21 protein-coding genes are annotated in these 23341 nt (G+C 56.8%); 12 read left to right on the top strand and 9 right to left on the bottom strand.

Features of this window, described 5'->3' with window-relative positions:
* The first annotated feature begins 1 nt into the window (after position 1).
* Positions 2–814 (top strand): putrescine export ABC transporter ATP-binding protein SapF, encoded by an 813-nt coding sequence (gene sapF / locus ACGS9J_RS01040; RefSeq protein ID WP_442229261.1) that lies wholly within the window; start codon positions 2–4, stop codon positions 812–814.
* Positions 815–1263: 449 nt separating this feature from the next.
* The gene (locus tag ACGS9J_RS01045) at positions 1264–2454 is read left to right on the top strand and encodes a CMD domain-containing protein (RefSeq protein WP_442229262.1); all 1191 of its coding nucleotides are present in this window, start codon (positions 1264–1266) and stop codon (positions 2452–2454) included.
* On the opposite strand, the gene ACGS9J_RS01050 is transcribed toward ACGS9J_RS01045, so the two are convergent.
* On the bottom strand, positions 2455–3351 hold the full coding sequence (locus tag ACGS9J_RS01050; protein ID WP_442229263.1) for a LysR family transcriptional regulator: 897 nt from the start codon (positions 3349–3351) through the stop codon (positions 2455–2457). It abuts the gene before it with no gap.
* 81 nt (positions 3352–3432) lie between these two features.
* On the bottom strand, positions 3433–4602 hold the full coding sequence (dacD, locus tag ACGS9J_RS01055) for a serine-type D-Ala-D-Ala carboxypeptidase DacD (protein WP_442229264.1): 1170 nt from the start codon (positions 4600–4602) through the stop codon (positions 3433–3435).
* A 280-nt stretch (positions 4603–4882) separates the two neighbouring features.
* Between dacD and ACGS9J_RS01060 the strand changes: the two genes are divergently transcribed.
* Entirely contained in the window at positions 4883–7189 is a 2307-nt protein-coding gene (locus ACGS9J_RS01060) for an FdhF/YdeP family oxidoreductase (RefSeq protein ID WP_442229265.1), read from the top strand.
* 15 nt (positions 7190–7204) lie between these two features.
* Here ACGS9J_RS01060 and ACGS9J_RS01065 read toward each other — a convergent pair whose 3' ends face one another.
* Positions 7205–8059 carry a LysR family transcriptional regulator gene (locus ACGS9J_RS01065; RefSeq protein WP_442229266.1) on the bottom strand — a complete coding sequence of 285 codons (855 nt, stop codon included), beginning with the start codon at positions 8057–8059 and terminating at the stop codon, positions 7205–7207.
* A 99-nt stretch (positions 8060–8158) separates the two neighbouring features.
* Between ACGS9J_RS01065 and gloA the strand changes: the two genes are divergently transcribed.
* From gloA to ACGS9J_RS01080, 3 genes are all read left to right on the top strand, one after another.
* Positions 8159–8686: a lactoylglutathione lyase gene (gene gloA, locus ACGS9J_RS01070; protein ID WP_442229267.1), complete on the top strand. Its 528-nt coding sequence runs from the start codon at positions 8159–8161 to the stop codon at positions 8684–8686.
* 186 nt (positions 8687–8872) lie between these two features.
* Positions 8873–10807 (top strand): exoribonuclease II, encoded by a 1935-nt coding sequence (locus ACGS9J_RS01075; protein ID WP_442229268.1) that lies wholly within the window; start codon positions 8873–8875, stop codon positions 10805–10807.
* Between the two features lie 234 nt (positions 10808–11041).
* Positions 11042–13099 carry a carbon starvation CstA family protein gene (locus tag ACGS9J_RS01080; protein WP_442229269.1) on the top strand — a complete coding sequence of 686 codons (2058 nt, stop codon included), beginning with the start codon at positions 11042–11044 and terminating at the stop codon, positions 13097–13099.
* Between the two features lie 56 nt (positions 13100–13155).
* On the opposite strand, the gene fsa is transcribed toward ACGS9J_RS01080, so the two are convergent.
* Complete coding sequence (gene fsa, locus ACGS9J_RS01085) at positions 13156–13821, bottom strand: fructose-6-phosphate aldolase (protein WP_442229270.1); 666 nt, start codon at positions 13819–13821, stop codon at positions 13156–13158.
* Positions 13822–13968: 147 nt separating this feature from the next.
* Here fsa and ACGS9J_RS01090 point away from each other — a divergent pair, with 147 nt between their 5' ends.
* From ACGS9J_RS01090 to ACGS9J_RS01100, 3 genes are read left to right on the top strand one after another with little or no spacing between them, the layout of a single operon-like run.
* Complete coding sequence (locus ACGS9J_RS01090) at positions 13969–14868, top strand: glycyl-radical enzyme activating protein (RefSeq protein WP_442229271.1); 900 nt, start codon at positions 13969–13971, stop codon at positions 14866–14868.
* Positions 14869–14872: 4 nt separating this feature from the next.
* Complete coding sequence (locus tag ACGS9J_RS01095) at positions 14873–17305, top strand: formate C-acetyltransferase/glycerol dehydratase family glycyl radical enzyme (RefSeq protein ID WP_442229272.1); 2433 nt, start codon at positions 14873–14875, stop codon at positions 17303–17305.
* A gap of 48 nt (positions 17306–17353) precedes the next feature.
* The gene (locus ACGS9J_RS01100) at positions 17354–18100 is read left to right on the top strand and encodes a DeoR family transcriptional regulator (protein WP_442229273.1); all 747 of its coding nucleotides are present in this window, start codon (positions 17354–17356) and stop codon (positions 18098–18100) included.
* Between the two features lie 51 nt (positions 18101–18151).
* Here ACGS9J_RS01100 and araD read toward each other — a convergent pair whose 3' ends face one another.
* Positions 18152–18847 (bottom strand): L-ribulose-5-phosphate 4-epimerase, encoded by a 696-nt coding sequence (gene araD / locus ACGS9J_RS01105; protein ID WP_442229274.1) that lies wholly within the window; start codon positions 18845–18847, stop codon positions 18152–18154.
* A 362-nt stretch (positions 18848–19209) separates the two neighbouring features.
* On the opposite strand from araD, the gene osmB reads away from it, so the two are divergent.
* Entirely contained in the window at positions 19210–19428 is a 219-nt protein-coding gene (osmB, locus tag ACGS9J_RS01110; RefSeq protein ID WP_004945176.1) for an osmotically-inducible lipoprotein OsmB, read from the top strand.
* Positions 19429–19630: 202 nt separating this feature from the next.
* Here osmB and yciH read toward each other — a convergent pair whose 3' ends face one another.
* Together yciH and pyrF are read right to left on the bottom strand one after the other, a co-directional pair.
* Positions 19631–19957, bottom strand: coding sequence for a stress response translation initiation inhibitor YciH (yciH, locus tag ACGS9J_RS01115; RefSeq protein WP_442229275.1), 327 nt, complete (start codon positions 19955–19957; stop codon positions 19631–19633).
* A gap of 10 nt (positions 19958–19967) precedes the next feature.
* Positions 19968–20696 carry an orotidine-5'-phosphate decarboxylase gene (gene pyrF, locus ACGS9J_RS01120; protein ID WP_442229276.1) on the bottom strand — a complete coding sequence of 243 codons (729 nt, stop codon included), beginning with the start codon at positions 20694–20696 and terminating at the stop codon, positions 19968–19970.
* A gap of 329 nt (positions 20697–21025) precedes the next feature.
* Here pyrF and bhsA point away from each other — a divergent pair, with 329 nt between their 5' ends.
* A complete protein-coding gene (gene bhsA, locus ACGS9J_RS01125) occupies positions 21026–21286 on the top strand; it encodes a multiple stress resistance protein BhsA (RefSeq protein ID WP_442229277.1) in 261 nt (86 codons plus the stop codon).
* 173 nt (positions 21287–21459) lie between these two features.
* Positions 21460–21756 carry an Arc family DNA-binding protein gene (locus tag ACGS9J_RS01130; protein ID WP_442229278.1) on the top strand — a complete coding sequence of 99 codons (297 nt, stop codon included), beginning with the start codon at positions 21460–21462 and terminating at the stop codon, positions 21754–21756.
* 61 nt (positions 21757–21817) lie between these two features.
* Here ACGS9J_RS01130 and lapB read toward each other — a convergent pair whose 3' ends face one another.
* Positions 21818–22987 carry a lipopolysaccharide assembly protein LapB gene (gene lapB, locus ACGS9J_RS01135; protein ID WP_442229279.1) on the bottom strand — a complete coding sequence of 390 codons (1170 nt, stop codon included), beginning with the start codon at positions 22985–22987 and terminating at the stop codon, positions 21818–21820.
* A gap of 6 nt (positions 22988–22993) precedes the next feature.
* A complete protein-coding gene (locus ACGS9J_RS01140) occupies positions 22994–23296 on the bottom strand; it encodes a LapA family protein (RefSeq protein WP_020827127.1) in 303 nt (100 codons plus the stop codon).
* Positions 23297–23341 lie beyond the last annotated feature (45 nt).

Raw genomic sequence — 23341 nt, forward strand, 5'->3', positions numbered from 1 at the left:
CATGGAAACGCTATTGGAAGTGCGCAATCTGAGCAAAACCTACCGTTACCGCACCGGGCTGTTTCGTCGTCAACACGTGGAAGCGGTGAAATCGGTCAGCTTTACCCTGCGTGAACGGCAAACGCTGGCGATCATCGGCGAAAACGGCTCTGGCAAGTCGACGTTGGCCAAAATGCTGTCCGGCATGGTTGAGCCTTCATCCGGTGAACTGCTGATTGACGACCATCGGCTCAACTATGGCGATTACCGCTACCGCAGCCAGCGCATCCGCATGATATTTCAGGATCCGAGCACCTCGCTCAATCCTCGTCAGCGTATCGGTCAGCTGTTGGACGCCCCGCTGCGGCTTAATACCGAGATGGCCGCACCTGAGCGCGAACAGCAAATCAATAGGACGCTGCGTCAGGTGGGGATGTTGCCGGACCACGCCAATTATTACCCGCATATGCTGGCCTCCGGACAGAAACAGCGGGTGGCTTTGGCCCGCGCGCTGATCTTGCAGCCCAAGGTGATCGTCGCCGATGAAGCACTGGCCTCGCTGGACATGTCGATGCGCTCGCAAATCATCAACCTGATGCTGGAACTGCAGGAGAAGCACGGTATTTCCTATATTTATGTGACTCAGCACCTGGGCATGATGAAACATATCAGCGATCAGGTAATGGTGATGCACGAAGGGGAAATCGTCGAACGCGGCAGCACCGCCGAGGTGCTGGCTTCACCGCTGCATGAACTGACCAAACGCCTGATTGCCAGCCACTTCGGTGAGGCGCTTACCGCAGATGCCTGGCGGCGCGACGGCGGCAGGTTCTGATCCTTCGGTTACCCTAAACGCCTGCGGTGCATCAGCCCCTTACCCCGGCCCTCTCCCCCTGGAGAGGGTGACGCCCGGCACTGGCGCTTAGCCAAAATCCTCAAATACAAATTACAATTTTGTTATATCTCATTATATTTTATTCCATTCAGTTATTGATTAGCACTTAACATTATTTTATCTCGCCAATCGAATCGGTGAGGATATCCCCTACGTTGAGCTTATTAAACGACAGGATATCGCACTGATGAATAGCCCTCGCAATCGCCGACTCTCGCAGTTTTTACTCGCTTTAGCCGCAGGTTTCTCGGTTTATGGTCACGCGCTGTGTGCCGATGGTCAACGCTGATCCTGTCATTCCGTGCCCTGTGCGGGCATGTTGCCATTTTGTCTTGCCGCCGCTGCCTGTCGCACCGGTGGCCGTTGCTCATGATTAAGGATCATCCCCTATGGAACTACTACGTCGACAACATAATGCCCAGTGGTATCACGAAACCCAAAGCAGCGTGCGCGGTGATCAGCCGTTGGAGCCGCAAGCGGCCGGCATCCGCGATCGATTCCTGCTGGGGCTGGGCGCTTTTGCCGACGAAGCGCTGAATACCGCACTGACCGCTCGCGCCGGGGTGTTTAACGCCTCTCTCGCCGGTTATCACGTGCTGTTTCCCGATCAGGTCGAATTATCACGATTAGTGACACTGTCACCTTACGATCGTCTCAGTACCGCGCTGACCGTGGCTCAGGTGACCGGCGTACAGTCGCTTTGTAGCCACTACGCTGCCCGCCTCGCCCCGCTGTACAGTCCCGACGCCTCACGTGAAAGTAACATCCGCCTCGCTCAAATCACCCAATATGCTCGCCAGCTTGCCAGCCAACCGACGCTGATTTGCAGTAAAGCCTTGCAGCAGCTCAGCGATGTCGGGTTGAGCCCGGCGGATATCGTGACCTTTTCGCAGATTATCGGTTTTGTCAGCTATCAGGCACGGGTGGTCGCCGGCGTGGCCGCGTTGGCCGGACGCCCCACGGGCGTGGTGCCTGGTTTCCCGAACATCGAGGACGCAGAAGGGGTTGAGTTCACCGCACAAGAGCTGACATGGCAAGCGCGGCTACCGTCGATAGTGCTGGAAGAGGCCCGCGCCGAACAGCTCGACGTGCTCGACCAAAGCCATCCCGATGCTCGCAGCGAGTCGTATTATCTGTTGCTGGCCCATGACGCCCCTGCACTGCGCGAGCGCAACGGCGTGTTTAACAGCATCAACGCCGACGGTTACGGCCTGTCGGCACGGCTGAAAGCCTTGGCAACGCTGGCGGTGTCCCGCATTAACGGCAGCCGCTACTGCGCATCGACCGTCGCGCAAGATATTCAACATGAAGAGTTGGTCGGTGCCCTGTTCGACAATATTGAACTCGGGCTGGAGAGCACGGCTAACCCGGTCGATCAGGCCGTGATCCGTGTGGCAACGGACCTGACTCGCACGCCGGAAAAATTCACCCCGCGCAGCGTGCAACCGCTGTTTAACCATGGTCTGAATCAGGCGCAAGCGCTGGACGTGATCCTGACCGGCGCGCTCTACGCCTGGGAAAATCGCTTGCGCCAAACGCTCGGCGACACACAACCTCTCAGCGAAAGCCCGGCGGAATAATCAGCGCAGCAACCAACCGCGCGCAGCATCAAAGAAATGCTGCGCCAACGGCGATGCGCGCCCCGGCTCAGCCACCACCACGGCGGCATGGCGTGACATCGCTGCGATGGAGATCGGCCGACGTTGCAACTCCGGCATCATTTCCGGCAGCAGGTTGCCATGCGGGAAAAGCCCGCAGCCCAGGCCGACGAAAATCCCCTGCAACAGCTGGAATATCGAGGTGGTTTCCATCCGCACATGCAACGTCAGGCCGGCTTCACGGAAGTTTTGATCAAGATAGCGACGGAAGTAACGCGTCGGTTCAGCCAGGCACAGCGGCAGCGTGGCGACCTCCTCCAGCGTCAGCGGTGCGTCGCCCTGCAATTCAGGAAAATGCTGCGGGTGGAAAACCAGTTCAACCCCGGCATCCGCCAACGGCTGCGACTGGAAATGCAGCTCCTGCAGCGTAGAAAGCTCAAAGAAGCCAATGCCGATATCCACGGTATGCGCCGTCAATGCTTCCAGCAACTGATCGGCGCTCAGCACCGCCACCCGGTAATCCAGCTGCGGGTAACGTTCACTGACATCCTTTAACATTTGCGCCAGCGAAATGCTGCACTGCGGCACCGCACCGATACGCAGCGTGCCGTTAAGCCCGTGCTTAAGCGACTCGACCTCCAGTTTCAGCCCCTGATAAACCGAGACGATCTCGCGTGCCCACGACAACACTCGTTCCCCCTCGGCGGTGAAACCTTCGAAGTTGTTACCGCGGTTGATTAACGAGACGCCCAGCTCTTTTTCCAAATTTTTCAGCCGCATAGATAATGTCGGCTGACTGACGAAGCTGATCTGCGCCGCGCGGCCAAAGTGGCGCTCGCGCTCGAGATTACACAGGTAGATCAGTTGCTTAATATCCATAAAACGGCTCAACAAGTCATGACTGACCTGAGTATATCACCGCTGCGGGATTTCGGGCGCAGCGCCCTGCGCCCTGAGGGGTCAAATCTTCAGTTTTACGTAGTCCATCAATCGCGAGAACATGCCACCTTGCTGGATCGGCTGCAGGACCACCAGCGGCAAGGTTTTGAGCAGCTTGCCGTTGTCGCTGATGCGGATCTCACCGACCCTCTGCCCCTGCGCCAGCGGCGCGTCCAGGCGCGAAACATTGACGACATATTGCGCTTTCAGCTTGTCCGCTTCGCTTTTCGGCAGGCTGAGAGACTGATCCTGTGCGCTGCCCACCGCGACCTCATGGCGGTCGCCGTACCACACTTTTTCCTGCCCCAGCTTTTGCCCGGCGCTGAACAGGTGCACGGTGGTGAAATCATGCAGACCCCAGGTCAGCAATTTACGCGCCTGTTCTTCGCGCCCTTTCGAGCTTTTACCGCCCATCACCACCGCAATCAGCCGCCGGTCGCCTTCGGTGGCAGAGGCAATGATGTTAAAACCGGCAGAGGCGGTATGGCCGGTTTTCAGGCCGTCGACGTGCAGAGCTTTATCCCACAGCAGCCCATTGCGGTTCTGCTGGGTGATGCCGTTCCAGGTCAGCGATTTCTCGCTGTACATGTGGTATTCCGCCGGCTCACTCATGATGATGGCGCGCGAAATCAGCGCCAGATCGCCCGCCGTGGTGAACTGCCCCGGCGCATCCAGCCCGTGAACAGTTTCAAAATGGGTATTCTGCAGGCCAAGCTGCGCGCTCTTTTCATTCATCAGTTTGACAAATGCTGCCTGACTGCCTGCCACGTAATCCGCCATGGCCACGCAGGCGTCGTTGCCGGAATCAATGATAATACCGCGGCTGAGATCGCGAACCGTGACCCTGTCACCGGGTTTTAAGAACATCAGCGATGACCCCTTAAACACCGGGTTGCCCTGCGCCCAGGCGTCGTTGCCCACCGTGACCACGTCATCCAGGCCAATCTTGTGCTGATCAAGCGCGTGATCAATCACCAACCCGGTCATCAATTTGGTCAGGCTGGCCGGGTTACGCCGCTGATCCGCGTTCGCCTGCGCCAGCACCTGACCGGTGGTGTAATCCATCAATACGTAAGAGGCGGCATCTATCGCCGGCGCTGTGTTGAGCGGGAAACTAAAGGGAGCCTCTGCTGCCTGTGCCGCTAACGGCAGTAACATTCCGGTTATCATCGCCAATACTGAACGCTTCAATCATTGTTCCTCAGGCCCTGCGGGCTAAATAAAATGCCAATATAATCCGTGGCATAGACTGCATTAATTGTCGGTAAAGCGGAATCGTTACTCTTTTTCAGCAGATGTCATTGTGCAACGATTTGTATGTGTCGGGTGGGAGAGCGATAAACTTGCTCTATGCCGCCATTGTCCCATTCGATTAGACGCTGACACCGCCCCCTCCTAAACTTGTGACATAAACACTGAAAGCGCTTAAAAAAGCGTTCACTTATTAGCTACATCACCTGCGAAGACCAATATGAAATTTAAACCGTCAATAAAGCCGTATACCGGCGCGGCGGGCGGCTGGGGTTCACTCGAAGCCACCACTCGCTATGTGCTCGACAGTAAACAGACACTGCAAAACCTGCGTAACCTGATGCGCGTGAATAAAGCACGCGGCTTCGACTGCCCAGGCTGCGCCTGGGGCGACGACAATCACAGCACCTTCAGTTTCTGCGAAAACGGCGCCAAAGCGGTCAGTTGGGAAGCCACGCGTAACGCGGTCGAGCCGGAATTTTTCGCGGCCCACAGCGTCAGCACCCTGCTGCAGCAAAGTGATTATTTCCTGGAGTATCAGGGCCGCCTCACCCACCCAATGCGTTATAACGCCGAAACCGACCACTACCAGCCGATCAGTTGGCCGGACGCGCTGGCGCTGATCGCCGGACACATCAAGCAGATGGATAACCCGAACCAGATCGAGCTGTATACGTCGGGCCGCGCCAGCAATGAAGCCTCCTATCTGTACCAGTTGTTTGGTCGCATGCTCGGCACCAGCAATTTCCCCGACTGCTCCAACATGTGCCACGAGGCCAGCGGCGTAGGCCTGAAACAAAGCATCGGCGTAGGTAAAGGCACCATCCGCATGGATGACTTTGAAAAAGCCGACGCCATCTTCGTGTTTGGCCAGAATCCCGGAACCAACCACCCGCGCATGCTGCACAGCCTGAAAAACGCTGCCAGCCGCGGTGCGCGCATCGTCAGCTTTAACACCCTGCGCGAACGCGGCCTGGAACGCTTTGCCGATCCGCAAAACCCGATCCAAATGCTGACGCCCAAATCTTCACCAATCAGCTCGGCCTATTTCCAGCCTAATCTCGGCGGGGATATGGCCGCCGTACGCGGCATGGTGAAAGCCTTGCTGCAAAGCCATCGCGAACGCCTGGCGGCCGGTGAACCGGGTCTGTTCGATCAGGCATTCATTGATCAGCACAGCGTGGGCGTAGAAGATTATCTGGCGCAGGTTGAGGCGACGAGCTGGGAGCAAATCACTCAGCAGTCCGGCCTCAGTGAGGAACAATTGCGTCAGGCGGCGGCTATTTATCAGGGGGCTGAACGCGTGATCTGCACCTGGGCGATGGGCGTCACCCAGCATAAACACTCGGTGCCCACGGTGCGTGAAATCACCAACCTGCAACTGCTGTTTGGCCAGTTGGGCAAACCAGGTGCCGGCCTGTGTCCGGTGCGCGGTCACAGTAACGTGCAAGGCAACCGCACCATGGGCATTGACGAGAAGTCGCCCAAAGCGCTGCTGGACAGTCTGGAGCAACATTTTAACTTCTCGCCACAGCGCGAACCGGGCCACAACACGGTGGAAGCCATCGAAGCGATGCTGCGCGGTGAAGTGAAGGTCTTGCTGGCGCTGGGCGGCAACCTGGCCGCTGCTGCGCCGGACACCGAACGCACGGCCCGTGCCCTGCGCTGCTGTGACCTGACGGTGCATATCAGCACCAAGCTCAACCGCAGCCATTTGGTCACCGGCAAAGACGCGCTGATCCTGCCAACCCTGGGCCGTACCGAACAGGACATCCAGGCCAGTGGCCCGCAGTACATCACGGTGGAAGACTCTTTCAGCATGGTGCACGCGTCAGAAGGCGTCGGCAAGCCGCTGGCGGAGACCCAACGTTCTGAAACCGCCATTGTCTGCGGTATCGCCGATGCGGTATTGGGTAACCAACAGCTCGACTGGTTGGCGCTGGCGGATGATTATTCGTTGATCCGCGACCATATCGCCGCCACCATTCCCGGCTTCGAGGATTTCAACCGTCGCTGCGACCAACCCGGGGGGTTCTATCTGGGTAACGCCGCCGCCGAATTAAGTTTTGCCACCCCAAGCGGCAAGGCAGAGTTCGGCGCGGCCCCCTTGCCGACCAGTCTGTTCCCGCAGTTGGACGGGCGTCAGGCCCCTTTCACGCTGCAAACTCTGCGTTCACACGATCAGTACAACACCACCATTTACGGGCTGGATGATCGTTATCGCGGCGTCTATGGTCAGCGCGAGGTGCTGTTTATTCACCCGGAAGATCTGGCGGCGTTGGATATGCAGGACGGGGAATTGGTGGAGATCGAAACCCTGTGGAATGACGGTATTACACGTAAGGTCAGCGGTTTCAAACTGGTGAGCTACGATATTCCGCGCGGTAACCTGGCGGCCTATTATCCAGAGACTAACCCACTGGTACCGCTGGCCAGCTTTGGTGACGGCACGGGGACGCCAACCTCCAAATCAATACCGGTGGCGATCCGCCGTTGCGTCGCTCAACCGACGTTGCGTATTGCCTGATCAGATGCGCCCGGTTCACGCCGGGCGCACTAATAGCTCAATCGCCGTCTGCAACTCATCTGAAAGTTGATGGCGGCGCCACACGAAGTACAAATTGCTCACCCCTTCCGCCCCCATTTCCACCACTTTCAGCTCCTGCGTCGGCAGGATCGACGGCAGCAACGACCCCGGAATACAGGCCACGCCGCAGCCCGCTTTCACGCAGGCCGCCATTGTCGTGTACGACTCCATCTCCAGCGTCATGCGCGGTTTTAACTGACGTGAGGCCAACCAGTGGTCAATCTTCAGGCGAAAAGAGCATTCGCGGCTGAAGGTGTAAAACTCCAGTTGCGCCAGCGTTGCGGCGTCCAGCTGCGGCACCGAGGCCGGTACCAGCAGCACCAGGCGTTCATCGAACGCCGCACGGCTGGCCAGCAGCGGATGTTCAATCGGCCCGTCGGTCAGCGCCAGATCGAGTTCGCTGTCAATCAGCATCCGCTCCAGCACCAGTGAGTCGCGGCTCAGCACGTTGACCTGCATGTGCGGCTGACTGCGGCGCAAGTGAGCGATGCGCGCCGGGAGGTGGCTAATCAGTGAAAAATCCAACGCCCCCAGATTCAGCAGCCCCTGCGGCTGTCGCCCGGCGAACAGCTGTTGACTGCGTTCCGCCAGCGCCAGAATGTCCCCAGCCTGCTGATAAAACAGGCGACCTTTCGGCGTGACATACAGCCGGTTTTTATCGCGAAAAAACAGCTCTCCGCCGAGGGAATCTTCCAGTTCTTTGATACGTAAGGTCACATTGGAAGGGACACAGTGCAATTCCCGCGCTGCGGCGGCAATGGTTTTATACTCAACTACGGCGCAGAAAAACCTGAGCTGACTCAGCTTCATTATTCATTCACTTTTAATTAGTGTTTTAGTTAAAAACAATCACTTTAGGTTAGCATTGATTTGCCCTAGAGTCGTGTCGACAACCTATGAGGGATCCCTATGCCACTGAATGATTTACTGACGCTGCCAGGCGTGACCGCACAACCGGAAACGGTCACCGACGGCTACGTGTTCAACCACACCATGATCCGCGTGAAGGACTTAACCCAAGCGCTGGACTTCTATACTCGCGTGCTGGGTTTCACCCCGGTATACCTGGAAACCTTCCAGGAAGCCGCGTTTACCATTTGCTACCTGACCCGCAGCCCGCGCGACCAGATCCCGCAGGATGATGACGCCCGTAAACGCTGGGTACTGAGCCAGCCGGGCATTCTGGAGTTGACCCACAACCACGGTAGCGAACAGCAGGCCGATTTTCATTACCATAACGGCAACAGCGAGCCGCGCGGCTTTGGCCACCTGTGTGTCACGGTGCCGGACGTGCATGCCGCCTGCGAGCGTTTTGAGCGGCTTGGCGTGAACTTCCAGAAGCGCCTGCATGAAGGCCGAATGAATTACGTGGCTTTTATCAAAGATCCCGATGATTACTGGATTGAAATTTTGCAGCCAACGCCGCTGCAGGACTGATTGACCCCATGTTTTCCCCCGGCGGTTCGAGCCGGGTTTTTTCTTCCCACCTTTTGAACCCCCGATATTCCACAAAATCGCGCCCCAACGCGGGAAAACCATGACGTTAGGCTTGCCCGCAGCGGGTGATTCGCGTAAAACTGTCAGCCGCAAATCTTGCCACTCACAACCCATTCACTGGACGATATGTTTCAAGATAACCCGCTGCTGGCGCAGCTTAAACAGCAACTTCACTCTCAGACCCCGCGCGTTGAAGGCGTAGTAAAAGGGACTGAGAAAGGCTTTGGCTTTCTTGAGGTCGACGGTCAAAAAAGCTATTTCATTCCGCCACCGTACATGAAGAAAGTCATGCACGGGGACCGCATCAGCGCAACCCTGCATACCGAGAAAGAACGCGAAATCGCCGAGCCTGAAACCCTGATCGAGCCCTTCTTGTCGCGTTTTGTCGGCCGTGTGCAAAAGCGTGATGACCGTCTGTCCATCGTGCCCGATCATCCGTTGCTGAAAGACGCTATCCCATGCCGTCCGGTGCGTGGACTGAATCACAACTTCCAGGCCGGTGACTGGGCAGTGGCGGAAATGTGTCGCCACCCGTTGAAGGGCGATCGCGGTTTCAACGCCGACCTGACCCAATTCATTACCGATGGCGAAGATCACCTGGCGCCGTGGTGGGTCACGCTGGCCCGTCATAACCTGGAAAAAGAAGCACCGGAAATGATCGCGATCGGCGAACCGGACGCCTCTGTACCGCGTGAAGATCTGACCGAGTTGAATTTTGTCACCATCGACAGCGCCAGCACCGAAGATATGGACGATGCGTTGTTTGTTGAGGATAACGGCGACGGTTCGCTGCAATTGACCATTGCCATTGCCGATCCGACCGCCTACGTCGAACAAGGCAGCCCGCTGGATGAAATCGCCCGCAAGCGCGCCTTCACCAACTATCTGCCGGGCTTCAACATTCCTATGTTGCCGCGCGATCTGTCAGACAACCTGTGTTCACTGCGCCCGAACCAACGCCGTCCGGTGCTGGCTTGCCGCGTGACCATCGGGGCCGACGGTGCATTGGGTAACGATATTCGCTTCTTCGCCGCCGAGATCGAATCAAAAGCCAAACTGGTTTACGACGAAGTCTCCGACTGGCTGGAAGGCATTGCCGGCTGGCAACCGCCGAGCGATGAAATCGCACAGCAAATCACCCTGCTCAAGCGCGTGTGCGATGCACGTAACGCTTGGCGCCACCAGCATGCTCTGGTGTTCAAGGATCGCCCTGACTACCGCTTTGTGCTGGGTGAAAAAGGTGAAGTGCTGGAGATCATCACCGAACAGCGCCGCAGCGCCAACCGCATCGTTGAAGAGTGCATGATCGCTTCCAACGTTTGCGCCGCCCTTGTGCTGCGCGATCGCCTGGGCTTCGGCATTTACAACGTGCACACCGGTTTCGACCCGCTGCTGGTTGAGCAAGCCGTTACCGTGCTGCAGGCCAACGGCGTAGAAGCCGAGGCCGAGAAGCTGCTGACGCTCGAAGGTTTCTGCGAACTGCGCCGCCATCTTGATTCGCAGCCAACCCAGTTCCTCGACAGCCGTATTCGCCGCTCTCAGACTTATGCCGAGATCAGCACCACGCCGGGTCCCCACTTCGGGCTGGGTCTGGAGGCTTACGCCACCTGGACCTCTCCGATCCGTAAATACGGCGATATGGTTAACCACCGTTTGCTGAAGGCCATTATCACCGAGCAGTCCGCCGAGAAACCGCTGGACGAGGTGACCGTTCAACTGGCCGAGCGCCGCCGCCTGAACCGGATGGCGGAACGTGACGTCGGTGATTGGCTGTACGCTCGCTACCTGAAGGACAAAGCCGGTACCGATGAACGCTTCAATGCGGAGATCATCGACGTGACCCGTGGTGGCCTACGCGTGCGCCTGCTGGACAACGGCGCAGTGGCCTTTATTCCTGCTCCTTTCATTCACGCGGTGCGTGATGAAATGGTTTGCAGCCAGGATACCGGTACGGTTCAGATCAAGGGCGAAGTGGTTTATCGCCAAGGGGATACCCTGCAGGTCACCATCGCCGAAGTGCGTATGGAAACCCGCAGCGTGATCGCCAGACCGGCGGCTTAACCGCGCGTCATAAGCTTCATCTCAGATAAACACCGGACGGGTCTCCCTCCGGTGTTTTTTTATTCCCCGCAACACCCTCATCACCTTGTTTTTACGCTATTACTCAACCGGCTTCACATTTCTCATCCGACCTGCTTCTCTTCGCGTGCAAAACTCCTACTTTTAATTTGTATCCATTCTCCATAAGAACACTTCTTTCTTTATTTATTTCTGCACACCAAGGAGTCGTTGAACATGAAAAACGTCAAGTCCGGGATCATCTGGCTGGCGGTGGCGTTGGTCGGCGCATTCGCCTTCGCCATGCTGGCGCTAAGCCGTGGGGAACATGTCAATGCGGTCTGGTTGGTGGTGGCGGCGGTCGCCTGTTACAGCATCGCTTATCGCTTCTACAGCCTGTTTATCGCCAAGAAAGTCTTTGAGCTCGACGACCGCCGCATGACGCCGGCAGAACGTCGCAATGACGGGTTGGACTATGTTCCTACCAACAAGTGGGTGTTGTTTGGCCACCACTTTGCCGCCATCGCGGGTGCAGGACCGCTGGTGGGCCCTATTCTGGCGGCGCAAATGGGCTTTCTGCCCGGCACCATCTGGATCCTGGTCGGGGTGATGTTGGCCGGTGCGGTGCAGGACTTCCTGATCCTGTTCATTTCGACCCGCCGCGACGGCCGTTCGCTGGGTGAAATGGCCAAGCAGGAACTCGGAGCCTTTGCCGGTGTGATCACCATGCTGGGCGCGCTGGGCGTGATGATTATCATTTTGTCCGCACTGGCACTGGTGGTGGTTAAAGCCTTGGCCGACAGCCCGTGGGGCCTGTTCACCATCGCCGCCACCATCCCTATCGCGCTGTTTATGGGCGTCTACATGCGTTTTATCCGGCCGGGTAAAATCGCAGAAATCTCGGTGGTCGGTTTTGTGTTGATGCTGCTGGCGATCATCTACGGCGGCAACGTGGCGCAAGACCCCTATTGGGGGCCGTTCTTCACGCTGCACGGCACCACCCTGACCTGGGTGTTGGTGATTTACGGTTTCGTCGCATCGGTGTTACCGGTGTGGCTGCTGCTGGCGCCGCGTGACTATCTGTCCACCTTTATGAAGATTGGCGTCATTATCGGGCTGGCGGTAGGTATCGTCTTCGCCATGCCGGAAATGAAAATGCCGGCGGTATCGCGCTTTATCGACGGCAGCGGCCCGGTGTTTGCCGGTTCGCTGTTCCCGTTCCTGTTTATCACTATCGCCTGTGGCTCGATTTCAGGCTTCCATGCGTTGGTTTCCAGCGGCACAACGCCGAAGCTGGTGGAACGTGAGAGCCATATCCGCTTTATCGGCTACGGCGCCATGCTGATGGAGTCCTTCGTGGCCATCATGGCGTTGATCTGTGCCTCGGTCATTGACCCGGGCGTTTACTTCGCCATGAACTCCCCGGCGGCACTGATCGGCACCACGGTGGAAAATGCCTCGCAGGTGATCAACAGCTGGGGCTTTATGATCACCCCGGAAACCCTGACGATGATTGCCAAGGACGTCGGGGAGCATTCCATCCTGTCGCGTGCCGGTGGCGCACCAACCTTTGCGGTGGGCATGGCTCACATCATTACCGAGGTGTTTAACAGCCGCGCGATGATGGCATTTTGGTACCACTTCGCCATTCTGTTCGAGGCGCTGTTTATTCTGACCGCCGTCGACGCCGGGACCCGCGCCTGCCGCTTTATGGTGCAGGATCTGGTCGGCGTGGCAATCCCGCGTTTGGCCAACAACCGTTCGTGGTTCGGTAATCTGGCGGGCACCACCGTGGCCGTCGCCGGCTGGGGCTTCTTTGTCTATCAGGGGGTGGTCGATCCGCTCGGTGGCATCAATACGCTGTGGCCGCTGTTCGGTATCGGCAACCAGATGTTGGCCTCGATGGCCTTGATCCTCGGTACCGTCGTGCTGTTCAAAATGAAAAAACAGCGTTACGCCTGGGTGACCATAGTGCCGACCGTCTGGCTGTTTATTACCTCAATGACCGCCGGTTGGCAGAAAATCTTCCACGAGAAGCCGAGCATTGGTTTCCTGGCGCAGGCGAAGAAATTCTCTACCGGTATTGAGCAAGGTACGCTGATTGCGCCGGCCAAGACGCTGAAGGATATGGAAACCATCGTTTTCAGTAACCAGATTAACGCCGCACTGTGCGCGTTCTTTATGCTGGTGGCGGTCACCATGCTGGTTTCCGCCTTCTTTGTGATCCGTCGTGCGCTGAATGCCAGTCAACCTACGGCGCAGGAGTCGCCGATCGTCCTGCGTGATAATGTTTAAATTCAGGTAGTTATAATCAGGGCGCTGCGGCGCCCTTTTCTTTGCTTATGCGGCTCTCAGTTCAGCAGATTAGTGCCGAACGCCCCCTGCCAATCCTGCTCGAACTTTTCTACCGCCGCCTGAACCGCCGGTGCCGCGAGGAACTGTTCGGCCACGTCGACCGGTAAGGTGATGGCCTGGCAACCCGCCAGCAAGCACTCCAGCGCCTGACGCGGCGTTTTGAAACTGGCGGCCAGCACCCGGGCACCCGGTGCATGCAGCGTCAGCAATTGCTGCAGCTCGTGGACCATTTCAATGCCGTCGCCGCCCTGTGCATCCAGACGATTAACATAAGGGGCCACGTATTCTGCCCCGGCCAAGGCCGCCAATAACCCCTGACCCGCGCCATAGACCGCCGTCCCCAGCGTGGGGATCGACATCGTTTTCAATTTTTTAATCGCCGCCAGCCCTTCGGCGGTCGCCGGGATCTTAACCACCAGCCCGGGCACCCGCTGATGAAGCAACGCCGCTTCCGCCACCATACGTTCTGCATCGTTGGCCATCACCTGAGCAAACAGCTTGCCGGTACCGCCCAGCGCGTCGCGCAGCGCCGGTAGCACTTCCCAAATAGGTTTGCCCTCTTTGGCGACAATGCTCGGATTGGTGGTCACACCGTGTAACGGCAGGATGCGTGCCAGACGTTTTACTGCGTTCACATCAGCGGTATCGAGATAAAGCTCCATTACGGACTCCTGAATCTTCTGTGGGCGAATTCAAACTCTCATCATAGTAGGAACATGCAACGCGTCTATATTTGATCGAAATCAAATCAACTTTCATTCGAAACAACTTTAATGGCAAAAGTAAAGCAACCGAATGACAGGTGACTCGTGATTTTCAATCTGCAGCGCTATTCCACCCATGATGGCCCAGGCATCCGCAGCGTGGTGTTCCTGAAGGGCTGCTCGCTGGGCTGCCTCTGGTGCCAAAATCCGGAAAGCCGTTCGCGACAGCCAGACCTGCTGTTCGACCCGCGTTTATGCCTGGGCGGCTGCACGCTGTGCGCTGAAGGCCATTCGCAGGCGATTCGGCGGACAGACGACAAGCTGGTGATCCAGCGCGACTTACTCAGCCACGATGATTATGCCGCATTGGCTGCCCGTTGCCCAACCGGCGCACTCAGCCTGTGCGGCAGCGCGGTCAATATCGACGATATCATGGCTGAAGTGCTGCGCGACCGCCCTTTTTATCTGCGCAGCGGCGGAGGACTGACGCTGTCCGGCGGTGAACCTTTCATGCAACCGACGGTGGCGGCGGAGCTGTTGAAGCGCGGTCGCGAGGCCGGTATTCATACCGCCGTGGAATCTTGCCTGCATACCCCCTGGTCCTACATAGCGCCTTCGCTGCCCTGGCTTGACCTGATGCTGGCGGACCTGAAACACGTCGATGAACGGCGCTTCAAGCAGTGGACCGGCGGCTCCGCCAAACGAGTGATGGATAACTTCCGCCGCCTGGCCGCGCACGGCACCCAAACGACCGTGCGTGTGCCGCTGATACCGGACTTTAACGCCGATCGTCGCTCAATCCGCGCGATTGTCGATTTCGCCGCCGATGAGGCCGGCGTCACAGAGATTCATTTTTTGCCGTACCACACGCTGGGCATCAACAAATATCACCTGCTCGGCGAACCTTATCACGCTGCCCGCGCCCCACTGGATGCCCCCGACCTGCTGGCCTATGCCGAGCAGTACGCCGAGGCCAAAGGGCTGACCGCCATTTTGCGAGGATAACATCATGACTACGCTGGATCTGACCACCCTGACCGAACGCACCCAAGCCCACAAGAACACGCTGATCCATATTGTCAAACCGCCGGTTTGCACCGAGCGCGCCCAGCACTATACCGAAGCCTATCAGCAGCATCAGGACAAACCCTTGCCGGTACGCCGGGCGTTGGCATTGGCCAACCATCTGGCTAAGCGTACCCTGCGAATCGATAACGATGAGTTGATTATCGGCAACCAGGCCAGCGAATTGCGCGCCGCGCCGATTTTCCCGGAATATACCGTCAGTTGGATCGAAGACGAAATTGACCAGTTGGCCGATCGCCCTGGTGCCGGTTTCTCCGTCAGCGAGGAGAATAAGGCCATTCTGCACCGGATATGCCCTTGGTGGCGCGGCCAGACGGTGCAGGATCGCTGCTACGGCATGTTTACCGATGAACAAAAGGCTCTGCTGGCCACCGGCATCATCAAGGCCGAAGGCAATATGACCTCGGGGGATGCCCACCTTGCGGTAAATTTCCCGCTGTTGCTGGAAAAAGGCCTCGACGGACTGCGCGAAAAAGTGGATGAGCGTCGCAGCCGTCTCCGGCTTACCGACTGGGAGGAATTGCATCAGGAACAATTCCTGAAGGCCATTGATTTGACCCTGGAGGCATTGAGCGCGCATATCTTGCGCTTTGCACAGTTGGCACGCGAGATGGCGCAAACCGAAAGTCGCGTCTGGCGGAGTGAGGAGCTGCAGGCCATCGCGCAAAATTGCGAGTTGATTGCCCACCAGCCACCGCAGACCTTTTGGCAGGCCCTGCAATTGTGCTATTTCATTCAGTTGACGCTGCAGATTGAATCCAACGGCCATTCGGTGTCCTTTGGCCGCCTCGACCAATATCTTTACCCCTGGTACCGGCGTGACGTAGAGCTGGAACACACTCTGCCACGTGAGCGCGCCATTGAATTGCTGCACAGTTGCTGGCTGAAACTGCTGGAGATCAACAAGATCCGTTCCGGCTCGCACTCCAAGGCTTCGGCCGGCAGTCCACTGTATCAAAACGTCACTATTGGCGGTCAGCAACTGATTGACGGCAAACCCTGCGATGCGGTTAACCCCTTGTCCTACACCATTCTCGAGTCCTGCGGGCGCTTGCGTTCCACCCAGCCCAATCTCAGCGTACGTTACCATGCCGGGATGAGCAGCGACTTCCTCGACGCCTGTGTGCAGGTGATCCGCTGCGGGTTCGGCATGCCGGCCTTCAACAACGATGAGATCGTCATTCCCGAGTTTATCAAGCTGGGGGTGGACCCCCAGGACGCCTATGACTATGCGGCGATCGGCTGCATCGAAACCGCCGTCGGCGGGAAATGGGGCTATCGCTGTACCGGCATGAGCTTTATCAACTTCGCCCGCGTAATGCTGGCAGCGTTGGAACAGGGACGTGACGCCACCTCCGGCAACGTTTTCCTGCCGCAGACGCTGGCGTTGTCACAAGGCAACTTCAGCGATTTCGACCAGGTGCTGGGCGCCTGGGACAACCAGATCCGCTATTACACCCGCAAGTCGATTGAAATTGAGTGTGTGGTCGATACCGTGCTGGAAGAAAACGCTCACGACATCCTTTGCTCGGCACTGGTTGACGATTGCATCGAACGTGGCAAAAGCATCAAGCAAGGTGGCGCAAAATACGATTGGGTTTCGGGCCTGCAGGTCGGTATTGCCAACCTGGGTAATAGCCTGGCGGCGGTGCGCAAGCTGGTCTTCGAACAGGGCGTGATCGGCCAACAGCAATTGGCGGCCGCGTTGGAGAATGATTTCGACGGGCTGAGCGGCGAACAGTTACGCCAGCGGCTGCTCAATGCCGCGCCCAAATACGGCAACGACGTGGATGAGGTTGATCAACTGCTGGTGCGCGCTTATCAGACCTACATCGATGAGCTGAAGCAGTACCACAACACCCGCTTTGGCCGCGGCCCGATTGGCGGAACCTACTACGCCGGCACCTCGTCCATTTCGGCCAATGTGCCCTTCGGTGCCGCCACCCAGGCCACACCGGACGGACGCAAAGCGCATACACCGCTGGCAGAGGGTGCCAGCCCGGCCTCCGGTACCGATCATCTGGGGCCCACGGCGGTGTTCAACTCGCTGTCCAAGTTGCCAACCGCGTCCATTCTTGGCGGCGTGCTGCTGAACCAGAAGCTGAACCCGGCGACGCTGGAGGATCCGCGCGACCGCGAAAAGCTGATGTTGATGCTGCGCACCTTTTTTGAGGCTTACCGGGGCTGGCACGTACAATACAACATAGTGTCACGGGAAACGCTGCTGCAAGCGAAGCAACATCCTGACCAATATCGTGATTTAGTGGTCCGCGTTGCTGGATATTCCGCTTTCTTTACCGCATTATCCCCTGACGCGCAGGATGATATTATTGCGCGAACAGAACATACTATTTAAACAATAAATATTAGCGGCCGCACATTGGTGGCCGCACATCAGGCTGATATGAATTCAAGACAACAGACAATACTGCAATTGGTCAACGATCGCCGGCGCATCAGCGTCAGCGATTTGGCCGCGGCAACCGGCGTGTCAGAGGTGACTATCCGCCAGGATTTGAACCTGCTGGAGAAGCGCAGCTATCTGAAGCGGGTGCATGGCTCCGCGCTGGCGTTAGAAAGCGACGACGTCGATGCGCGCATGATGTCCAACTTCACGCTCAAACAAAAGTTGGCGCAGTATGCCGCTTCGCTGGTTAACGACGATGAAACCATTTTTATCGAAAGCGGCAGTGCCAACGCCTTGCTGGCCCGCTATATCGCCGAGCGTAAACGCATCACGCTGATCACCGTCAGCCACTATATCGCCAACCTGCTGAAAGAGACGGATTGCGAGGTGATCATACTGGGCGGCATGTACCAGAAAAAAAGCGAAACCGTGGTCGGGCCGTTAACCCGCCAGTGCATTCAGCAGGTGCATTTCAGCAAGGCATTTATCGGCGTTGATGGTTACCACGCGGATACCGGCTTCACCGGCCGCGATATGATGCGCGCCGACGTGGTCAATGCGGTACTGGCGAAGGGCGTAGAAAATATTGTTCTGACCGACTCCTCGAAATTTGGTCAAATTCAACCCAATCCGTTGGCTCAGCAGGGCAAGGTTCAGCGGGTGATCACCGATTCGCGACTGTCGCTGGAGTATCAACACCTGTTGAAGCGCCAGGGGATACAGTTGGATATGGTGAACGATTAGGCGTAGGAAAAATGGAGAGCCGCCGACTGGGACTGGCGGCCCTTCTGAAGATCACTGGCCGTAGTAGGCGTTTTTGCCGTGCTTGCGCAGGTAGTGTTTGTCCAGCAAGGTTTGCTGCATATTTGCCAGGCCCGGCGTCAGTTGGCGCGAAAAAATCCCCATGTAGGCAATCTCTTCCAGCACCACCGCATTGTGTACCGCATTTTCCGCATCCTTGCCCCAGGTAAAGGGACCGTGAGTATGCACCAGCACGCCCGGAACCGCAGCCGGATCCAACCGACGCTCGGCAAAGGTTTCGACAATCACCCTGCCGGTCTCCCATTCATAGCGGCCATTAATTTCTTCATCCCGCATCTGCCGGGTACAGGGTATATCGCCGTAGAAATAATCGGCGTGCGTGGTGCCCCATGCCGGAATATCCTGCCCCGCCTGCGCCCAGATGGTGGCATGCCGCGAATGGGTATGCACAATGCCCCCGGCCGCAGCAAACTCCAGGTACAACACCCGGTGGGTATCACTGTCTGAAGAAGGTTTTTTATCCCCCTCCACGACCTTGCCACTTTCCAGCTCCAGCACCACCATATCGTCACGGGTCATCACCCCGTATTCCACCCCCGAAGGTTTGATCACCATCAGGCCCTCGCGACGGTCGACAGCGCTGACATTGCCCCAGGTGAAGGTCACCAGATTATGGCGCGGCAGCGCCAGATTAGCCTCCAAAACCTGCTGTTTGAGATCGTTAAGCATGCATCTTTCCCGGTTAAGCCTGTTGAGAATATTGTCGGCAGGCCGGCTCGGGGGTGGTATGGCGTAAATCGCTAAAGACCGCGTAGTCTTCTGCTGGAAACGGCAATCTGCGTGTTGGGTGTTAAATGGCGGACTAAAGACGGGGAATGGACTTTAAGACTATTTACCTGTTTATCGCCTGACAGACGCTTATAGTGAATATTGGCAGAGAGAGCGCTTTTAGCGTTTCAATTATTCTGCCTTTAACAAAAAATGCCATTTTTTATATCAATACTAATGGGAGCCACTAGCAGGCCGAATTCAGGGTTCATGCCTATACTTAATGGGCACTCCCATATAGCCAATGCTAAGGAGAAGTTATCATGATGATTATCAATAAACGTTTCGCCACCGCCGCTCTGGCGCTTACTCTGGCGTTTTCACTCAGCGCTTGTTCCAACATGTCCAAACGCGACCGTAACACCGCCATCGGTGCCGGTGCGGGGGCTGTAGGCGGCGCGGTGTTGACCGATGGTAGCGCACTGGGTACGCTCGGCGGAGCCGCGGTTGGGGGCATCATTGGTCATCAGGTCGGTAAATAACCTGAGCGGCCAGTTTCCAGATACCTCTGCCGACAGGCTGGCAAAAGCGTTTTCGCTTTGACGTATTAACCATAATAAAGATTATTTCAGGTCTGTTTTACCTTTCATCGATGGCTCATTGCCCTCAACGGGTTAACGCCCGGCAGCAGTATCCAGGCCATGCCGCAGTATTGCACCGCGGCATGGCACTTCGCTTAGACGATTAACCGCCCGCCAGTTTGACCTTCATCCCTTTGGCTTCCAACAGCTGTTTCAGCAAATCTCGCTTATCGCCCTGGATCTCGATCACCCCCTCCTTGACCGAACCGCCACAGCCGCACTTCTTCTTAAGCTCCGCCGCCAGTTTTTCCAGCGCCGCATCGTCCAGATCGACACCGGTGATCAGACAAACGCCCTTGCCCTTACGCCCGCTGGTCTGACGCTGAATGCGAACGATGCCGTCGCCCTTGTCGCGCTGCGGTTTAGCCTCTTCCTGCTTGATACGCCCACTGTCGGTGGAGTAAACCAGCCGGCTGTTATCGTTACTCATTGTTGCCCCCTTAAGCCAGTGAAGCGCGGATCGCGCTTAGCGTGGCGGCAGGATCGGCGGATTGGGTGATCGGGCGCCCAATCACCATATAGTCAACGCCCGCCGCTTGCGCCTGCACTGGCGTCATGATGCGACGCTGATCGCCGGCGTCGCTGCCTGCTGGACGGATGCCCGGCGTCACCAATTGGAATGCTTGACCGCAGGCCGCTTTGAGACGCTGAGCTTCGTGCGCCGAACAAACCACGCCATCCAGCCCACAATCAGCTGTCAGGCGTGCCAGTCGCTCAGCCTGCTCGGCAGGAGACAGATCGATACCGATACCGCGCAGATCCTCCGCCTCCATGCTGGTGAGCACGGTAACGGCAATCAGCAAAGGTGCCTGCGCGCCATAAGGCAGTAACGCCTCTTTGGCTGCGGTCATCATGCGCGCACCGCCGCTGGCATGAACGTTAACCATCCATACGCCCAGCTCGGCCGCCGCCGCAACGGCACGGGCGGTGGTATTGGGAATGTCGTGGAATTTCAAATCCAGGAATACGTCGAAACCCCGGTCGTGCAAATCGCGCACCAGCTGCGGTCCGAACAGGGTGAACATTTCCTTGCCCACTTTTAACCGGCAGTCCTGCGGATCAATACGATCGGCAAATGCCAGCGCCGCGCCAATATCGGCGTAATCCAGCGCAACGATGATCGGAGATGATTTTAAGTCATTGTTATTGATGTTATTTTCAGACTTCATTTCTTCTACCTTCTGTAAAATGGACATAAATAGGTAACAACCCGCCAAACTGACCGCCGCATTCTACATGTCAGCCAACAGAAATCCCAGCCGCAGCGCGCTCTGCGCTTAAGTAATGTTATCGCCCGATACGTCATCAAGCGTCAATAAAGCCCTGATGGCCCTTAACTCAGGCTGAGTAAAGCGCCGTAAAGATGCGTAAATAGTCAATCAAATAATTTGAATTAGATGCTCAGCATTATCAGATTTTAAATCCCCGTGGATGCTTTATTATTCAATACATCGGAAGCGAACGGCTTCCAACCTAAACAAACAGACTGGAGTCTCCCATGAAAAGCATCAAATATTTTGCAGCCGCTGCCGCTATCGCCATGACCTCTTTCGCTACCTTCGCCGCTGAGCCGGTTAATCTGCAGCAGGCCGACAGCCTGACCGCTTCAGGTGTCGTCTCCGCCGGTCACGCCACCACCCTGAGTAGCCTGGAAGCGAAACTGGCCGCCAAAGCCGATGCCCAGGGTGCCAGCAGCTACCGTATCCTTTCTGCCGGTGGTAACAACATGCTGAGCGGCACCGCAGTCATCTATAAATAAGTTCTTCGGTATAGGGCCCGGCACGCCGGGCTTTACTTCCATTTGCCCCGTCATATTTCGCGTCATCCCCCTCGCCAAAAATGTTACATAAATATTAAATTTTTATTACACACTAGACTCTCCCCCCCGAGTGGCTTAGCTTGAAGGCAATCCTCCCGCAGAAAGGCTTCAAAATGAGCGAGATATCTACATTAACCATTAAAATTCCTCTGGAACTCAAAGAAAAAATTCGTGCCATTGCTGCCGATAACCAACTTTCTCTGAGTGCCGAAGTTTGTCAACGTCTTGAAAATAGCTTCGAACTCCCGGCCAAAGCGGAAAAATCCGCGAAAAAATCGGCGGAGTCACACCATGGCGAAATCGATAATCAGGGGATTGAAGAAGAAATTGAGCAGCCGCTGAACCAGAAAGAGTTGAAGAAACTGCGTCAGCTGTTGAAAGGCAATGTGAAGGCCGGCAAGAAAAAATAATCCGGTGTCATCACAATACAGAACGGGGCCGTCAGGATTAGGCCCCGTTTTTTATTGTGCGTTACTGCCCATCCAGCCCGCGGATCGGTTTGACCGATGACCAGGCTCGGCATGACGGGCAATGCCAATAAAGGGAGTGCGCAGTGAATCCGCATTTATGGCAGCGATAACGCGGTTTGGTGCGGATTTGCTCGCCAACCATATCGCGCAGCAGCAACAGGCTCTCTTTGGCGCGGCCGTCTTCCGCATCCGCCAGGTGGTAATCCATCAAGCGGTAAAATACCCGCATGGTCGGATGACGCTGTAACTGGCGGTTGATATACACCTGCACTACGTCGCGCCCTTCATGCTGTTCGATAATTTCCGCCAGCATCAATTCGGCGGTAGCTCCGGTATTTTCTTCTACACAACGTTTGAGGAAGTCGGCCCAATCCTGCTGCTGTTCCAAATGTTGGTAACACTCGTGCAGCATTGGCAAGGTTTCGCTAACCAGTTCTTTATCCTGGTCCAGCACTCGCGTGAGCGACTCGACCGCCTTGGCGTACTCCCCCTGGGCCATATAAATGCGCCCCACCATGATCGACACCCGGGCACAGTGTTTGTCCGCTGAGGCCGCGCGTTTCAGCAAGCCCATCGCCTTATCGAGATCGTCGCTGCCCATCGCCTGCAGGGCCAGCTCGCAATAAAAATGGGCGATCTCGACACGCTGTTTGTCTTTGCCCAGCTTGACCAGTTTTTCGGCTACGTCGATGGCTTTCAGCCAGTCGCTGGTGGCCTGATGGATTGCCAACAGTTGCTGGAGTGCCGAGAGACGAAAATCCTCTTCGCCGACCAGTTGGCCAAACATGTCCTCGGCGCGATCGTACATGCCGGCTGCCATGTAGTCGCGGCCCAGCTGTTGGATAGCCAGCAGACGTTGTTCGAAGGTCAGAGAAGCGCTTTCCATCAGGGCCTGATGGATACGGATAGCGCGGTCGACTTCGCCACGCGAACGGAACAGGTTACCCAGCGTCAGGTGGGCCTCGACGGTGTTACTGTCCTCTTTCAACATATCGAGGAACAAATCGACCGCTTTATCCTGCTGGTTGGAGAGCAGGAAGTTAACCCCGGCCACGTACTCGCGCGACAGACGGTTGGCTTCCTGTTGTTTATCCTGTTGAGCACTTCTGCGCCCCATGTACCAACCGTACGCGGCAGCCACGGGCAGCAACAGAAACAGCAGCTCTAACATAGAAGATTATTCCTTGCTGACAACGGACTGAGCTGCCGGCTCAGCAGGTTGTTCAAGCTGCAGTTCCAGCCTTTTGATTTTGCGTTCGGCACGCCCCAGCGCAATGCGGGTACGCAGATAAAACAGGCCGCAAATGACCCAGCCGAGAACAAAACCGGCGCCAAACAACGCCGCCAACAGGGTCGATACGCGATAGTCGCCCTGCGCAACCAGATAGTTAAAACTCACGACCTGATCGTTATGCGCGCCCAACGTGACAGAAATCACGAAGATCACCAGAACCAACAAAAAAATCAGCAAATATTTCACATTCTTTCCCGCGATGCCGAGTTAATCGGATGAACTATGCCAATA

It is taken from the genome of Serratia quinivorans, from assembly GCF_052113645.1.
Taxonomy (GTDB): domain Bacteria; phylum Pseudomonadota; class Gammaproteobacteria; order Enterobacterales; family Enterobacteriaceae; genus Serratia; species Serratia quinivorans_B.

Coding starts and splice junctions, on each gene's coding strand:
- ACGS9J_RS01130 (WP_442229278.1), top strand. CDS start 21,460: ATGAGCGAGATATCTACATTAACCATTAAAATTCCTCTGGAACTCAAA.
- ACGS9J_RS01100 (WP_442229273.1), top strand. CDS start 17,354: ATGAATTCAAGACAACAGACAATACTGCAATTGGTCAACGATCGCCGG.
- osmB (WP_004945176.1), top strand. CDS start 19,210: ATGATGATTATCAATAAACGTTTCGCCACCGCCGCTCTGGCGCTTACT.
- bhsA (WP_442229277.1), top strand. CDS start 21,026: ATGAAAAGCATCAAATATTTTGCAGCCGCTGCCGCTATCGCCATGACC.
- sapF (WP_442229261.1), top strand. CDS start 2: ATGGAAACGCTATTGGAAGTGCGCAATCTGAGCAAAACCTACCGTTAC.
- ACGS9J_RS01065 (WP_442229266.1), bottom strand. CDS start 8,059: ATGAAGCTGAGTCAGCTCAGGTTTTTCTGCGCCGTAGTTGAGTATAAA.
- lapB (WP_442229279.1), bottom strand. CDS start 22,987: ATGTTAGAGCTGCTGTTTCTGTTGCTGCCCGTGGCTGCCGCGTACGGT.
- pyrF (WP_442229276.1), bottom strand. CDS start 20,696: ATGAAGTCTGAAAATAACATCAATAACAATGACTTAAAATCATCTCCG.
- araD (WP_442229274.1), bottom strand. CDS start 18,847: ATGCTTAACGATCTCAAACAGCAGGTTTTGGAGGCTAATCTGGCGCTG.
- ACGS9J_RS01060 (WP_442229265.1), top strand. CDS start 4,883: ATGAAATTTAAACCGTCAATAAAGCCGTATACCGGCGCGGCGGGCGGC.
- ACGS9J_RS01080 (WP_442229269.1), top strand. CDS start 11,042: ATGAAAAACGTCAAGTCCGGGATCATCTGGCTGGCGGTGGCGTTGGTC.
- gloA (WP_442229267.1), top strand. CDS start 8,159: ATGCCACTGAATGATTTACTGACGCTGCCAGGCGTGACCGCACAACCG.
- ACGS9J_RS01075 (WP_442229268.1), top strand. CDS start 8,873: ATGTTTCAAGATAACCCGCTGCTGGCGCAGCTTAAACAGCAACTTCAC.
- yciH (WP_442229275.1), bottom strand. CDS start 19,957: ATGAGTAACGATAACAGCCGGCTGGTTTACTCCACCGACAGTGGGCGT.
- ACGS9J_RS01045 (WP_442229262.1), top strand. CDS start 1,264: ATGGAACTACTACGTCGACAACATAATGCCCAGTGGTATCACGAAACC.
- ACGS9J_RS01050 (WP_442229263.1), bottom strand. CDS start 3,351: ATGGATATTAAGCAACTGATCTACCTGTGTAATCTCGAGCGCGAGCGC.
- fsa (WP_442229270.1), bottom strand. CDS start 13,821: ATGGAGCTTTATCTCGATACCGCTGATGTGAACGCAGTAAAACGTCTG.
- ACGS9J_RS01095 (WP_442229272.1), top strand. CDS start 14,873: ATGACTACGCTGGATCTGACCACCCTGACCGAACGCACCCAAGCCCAC.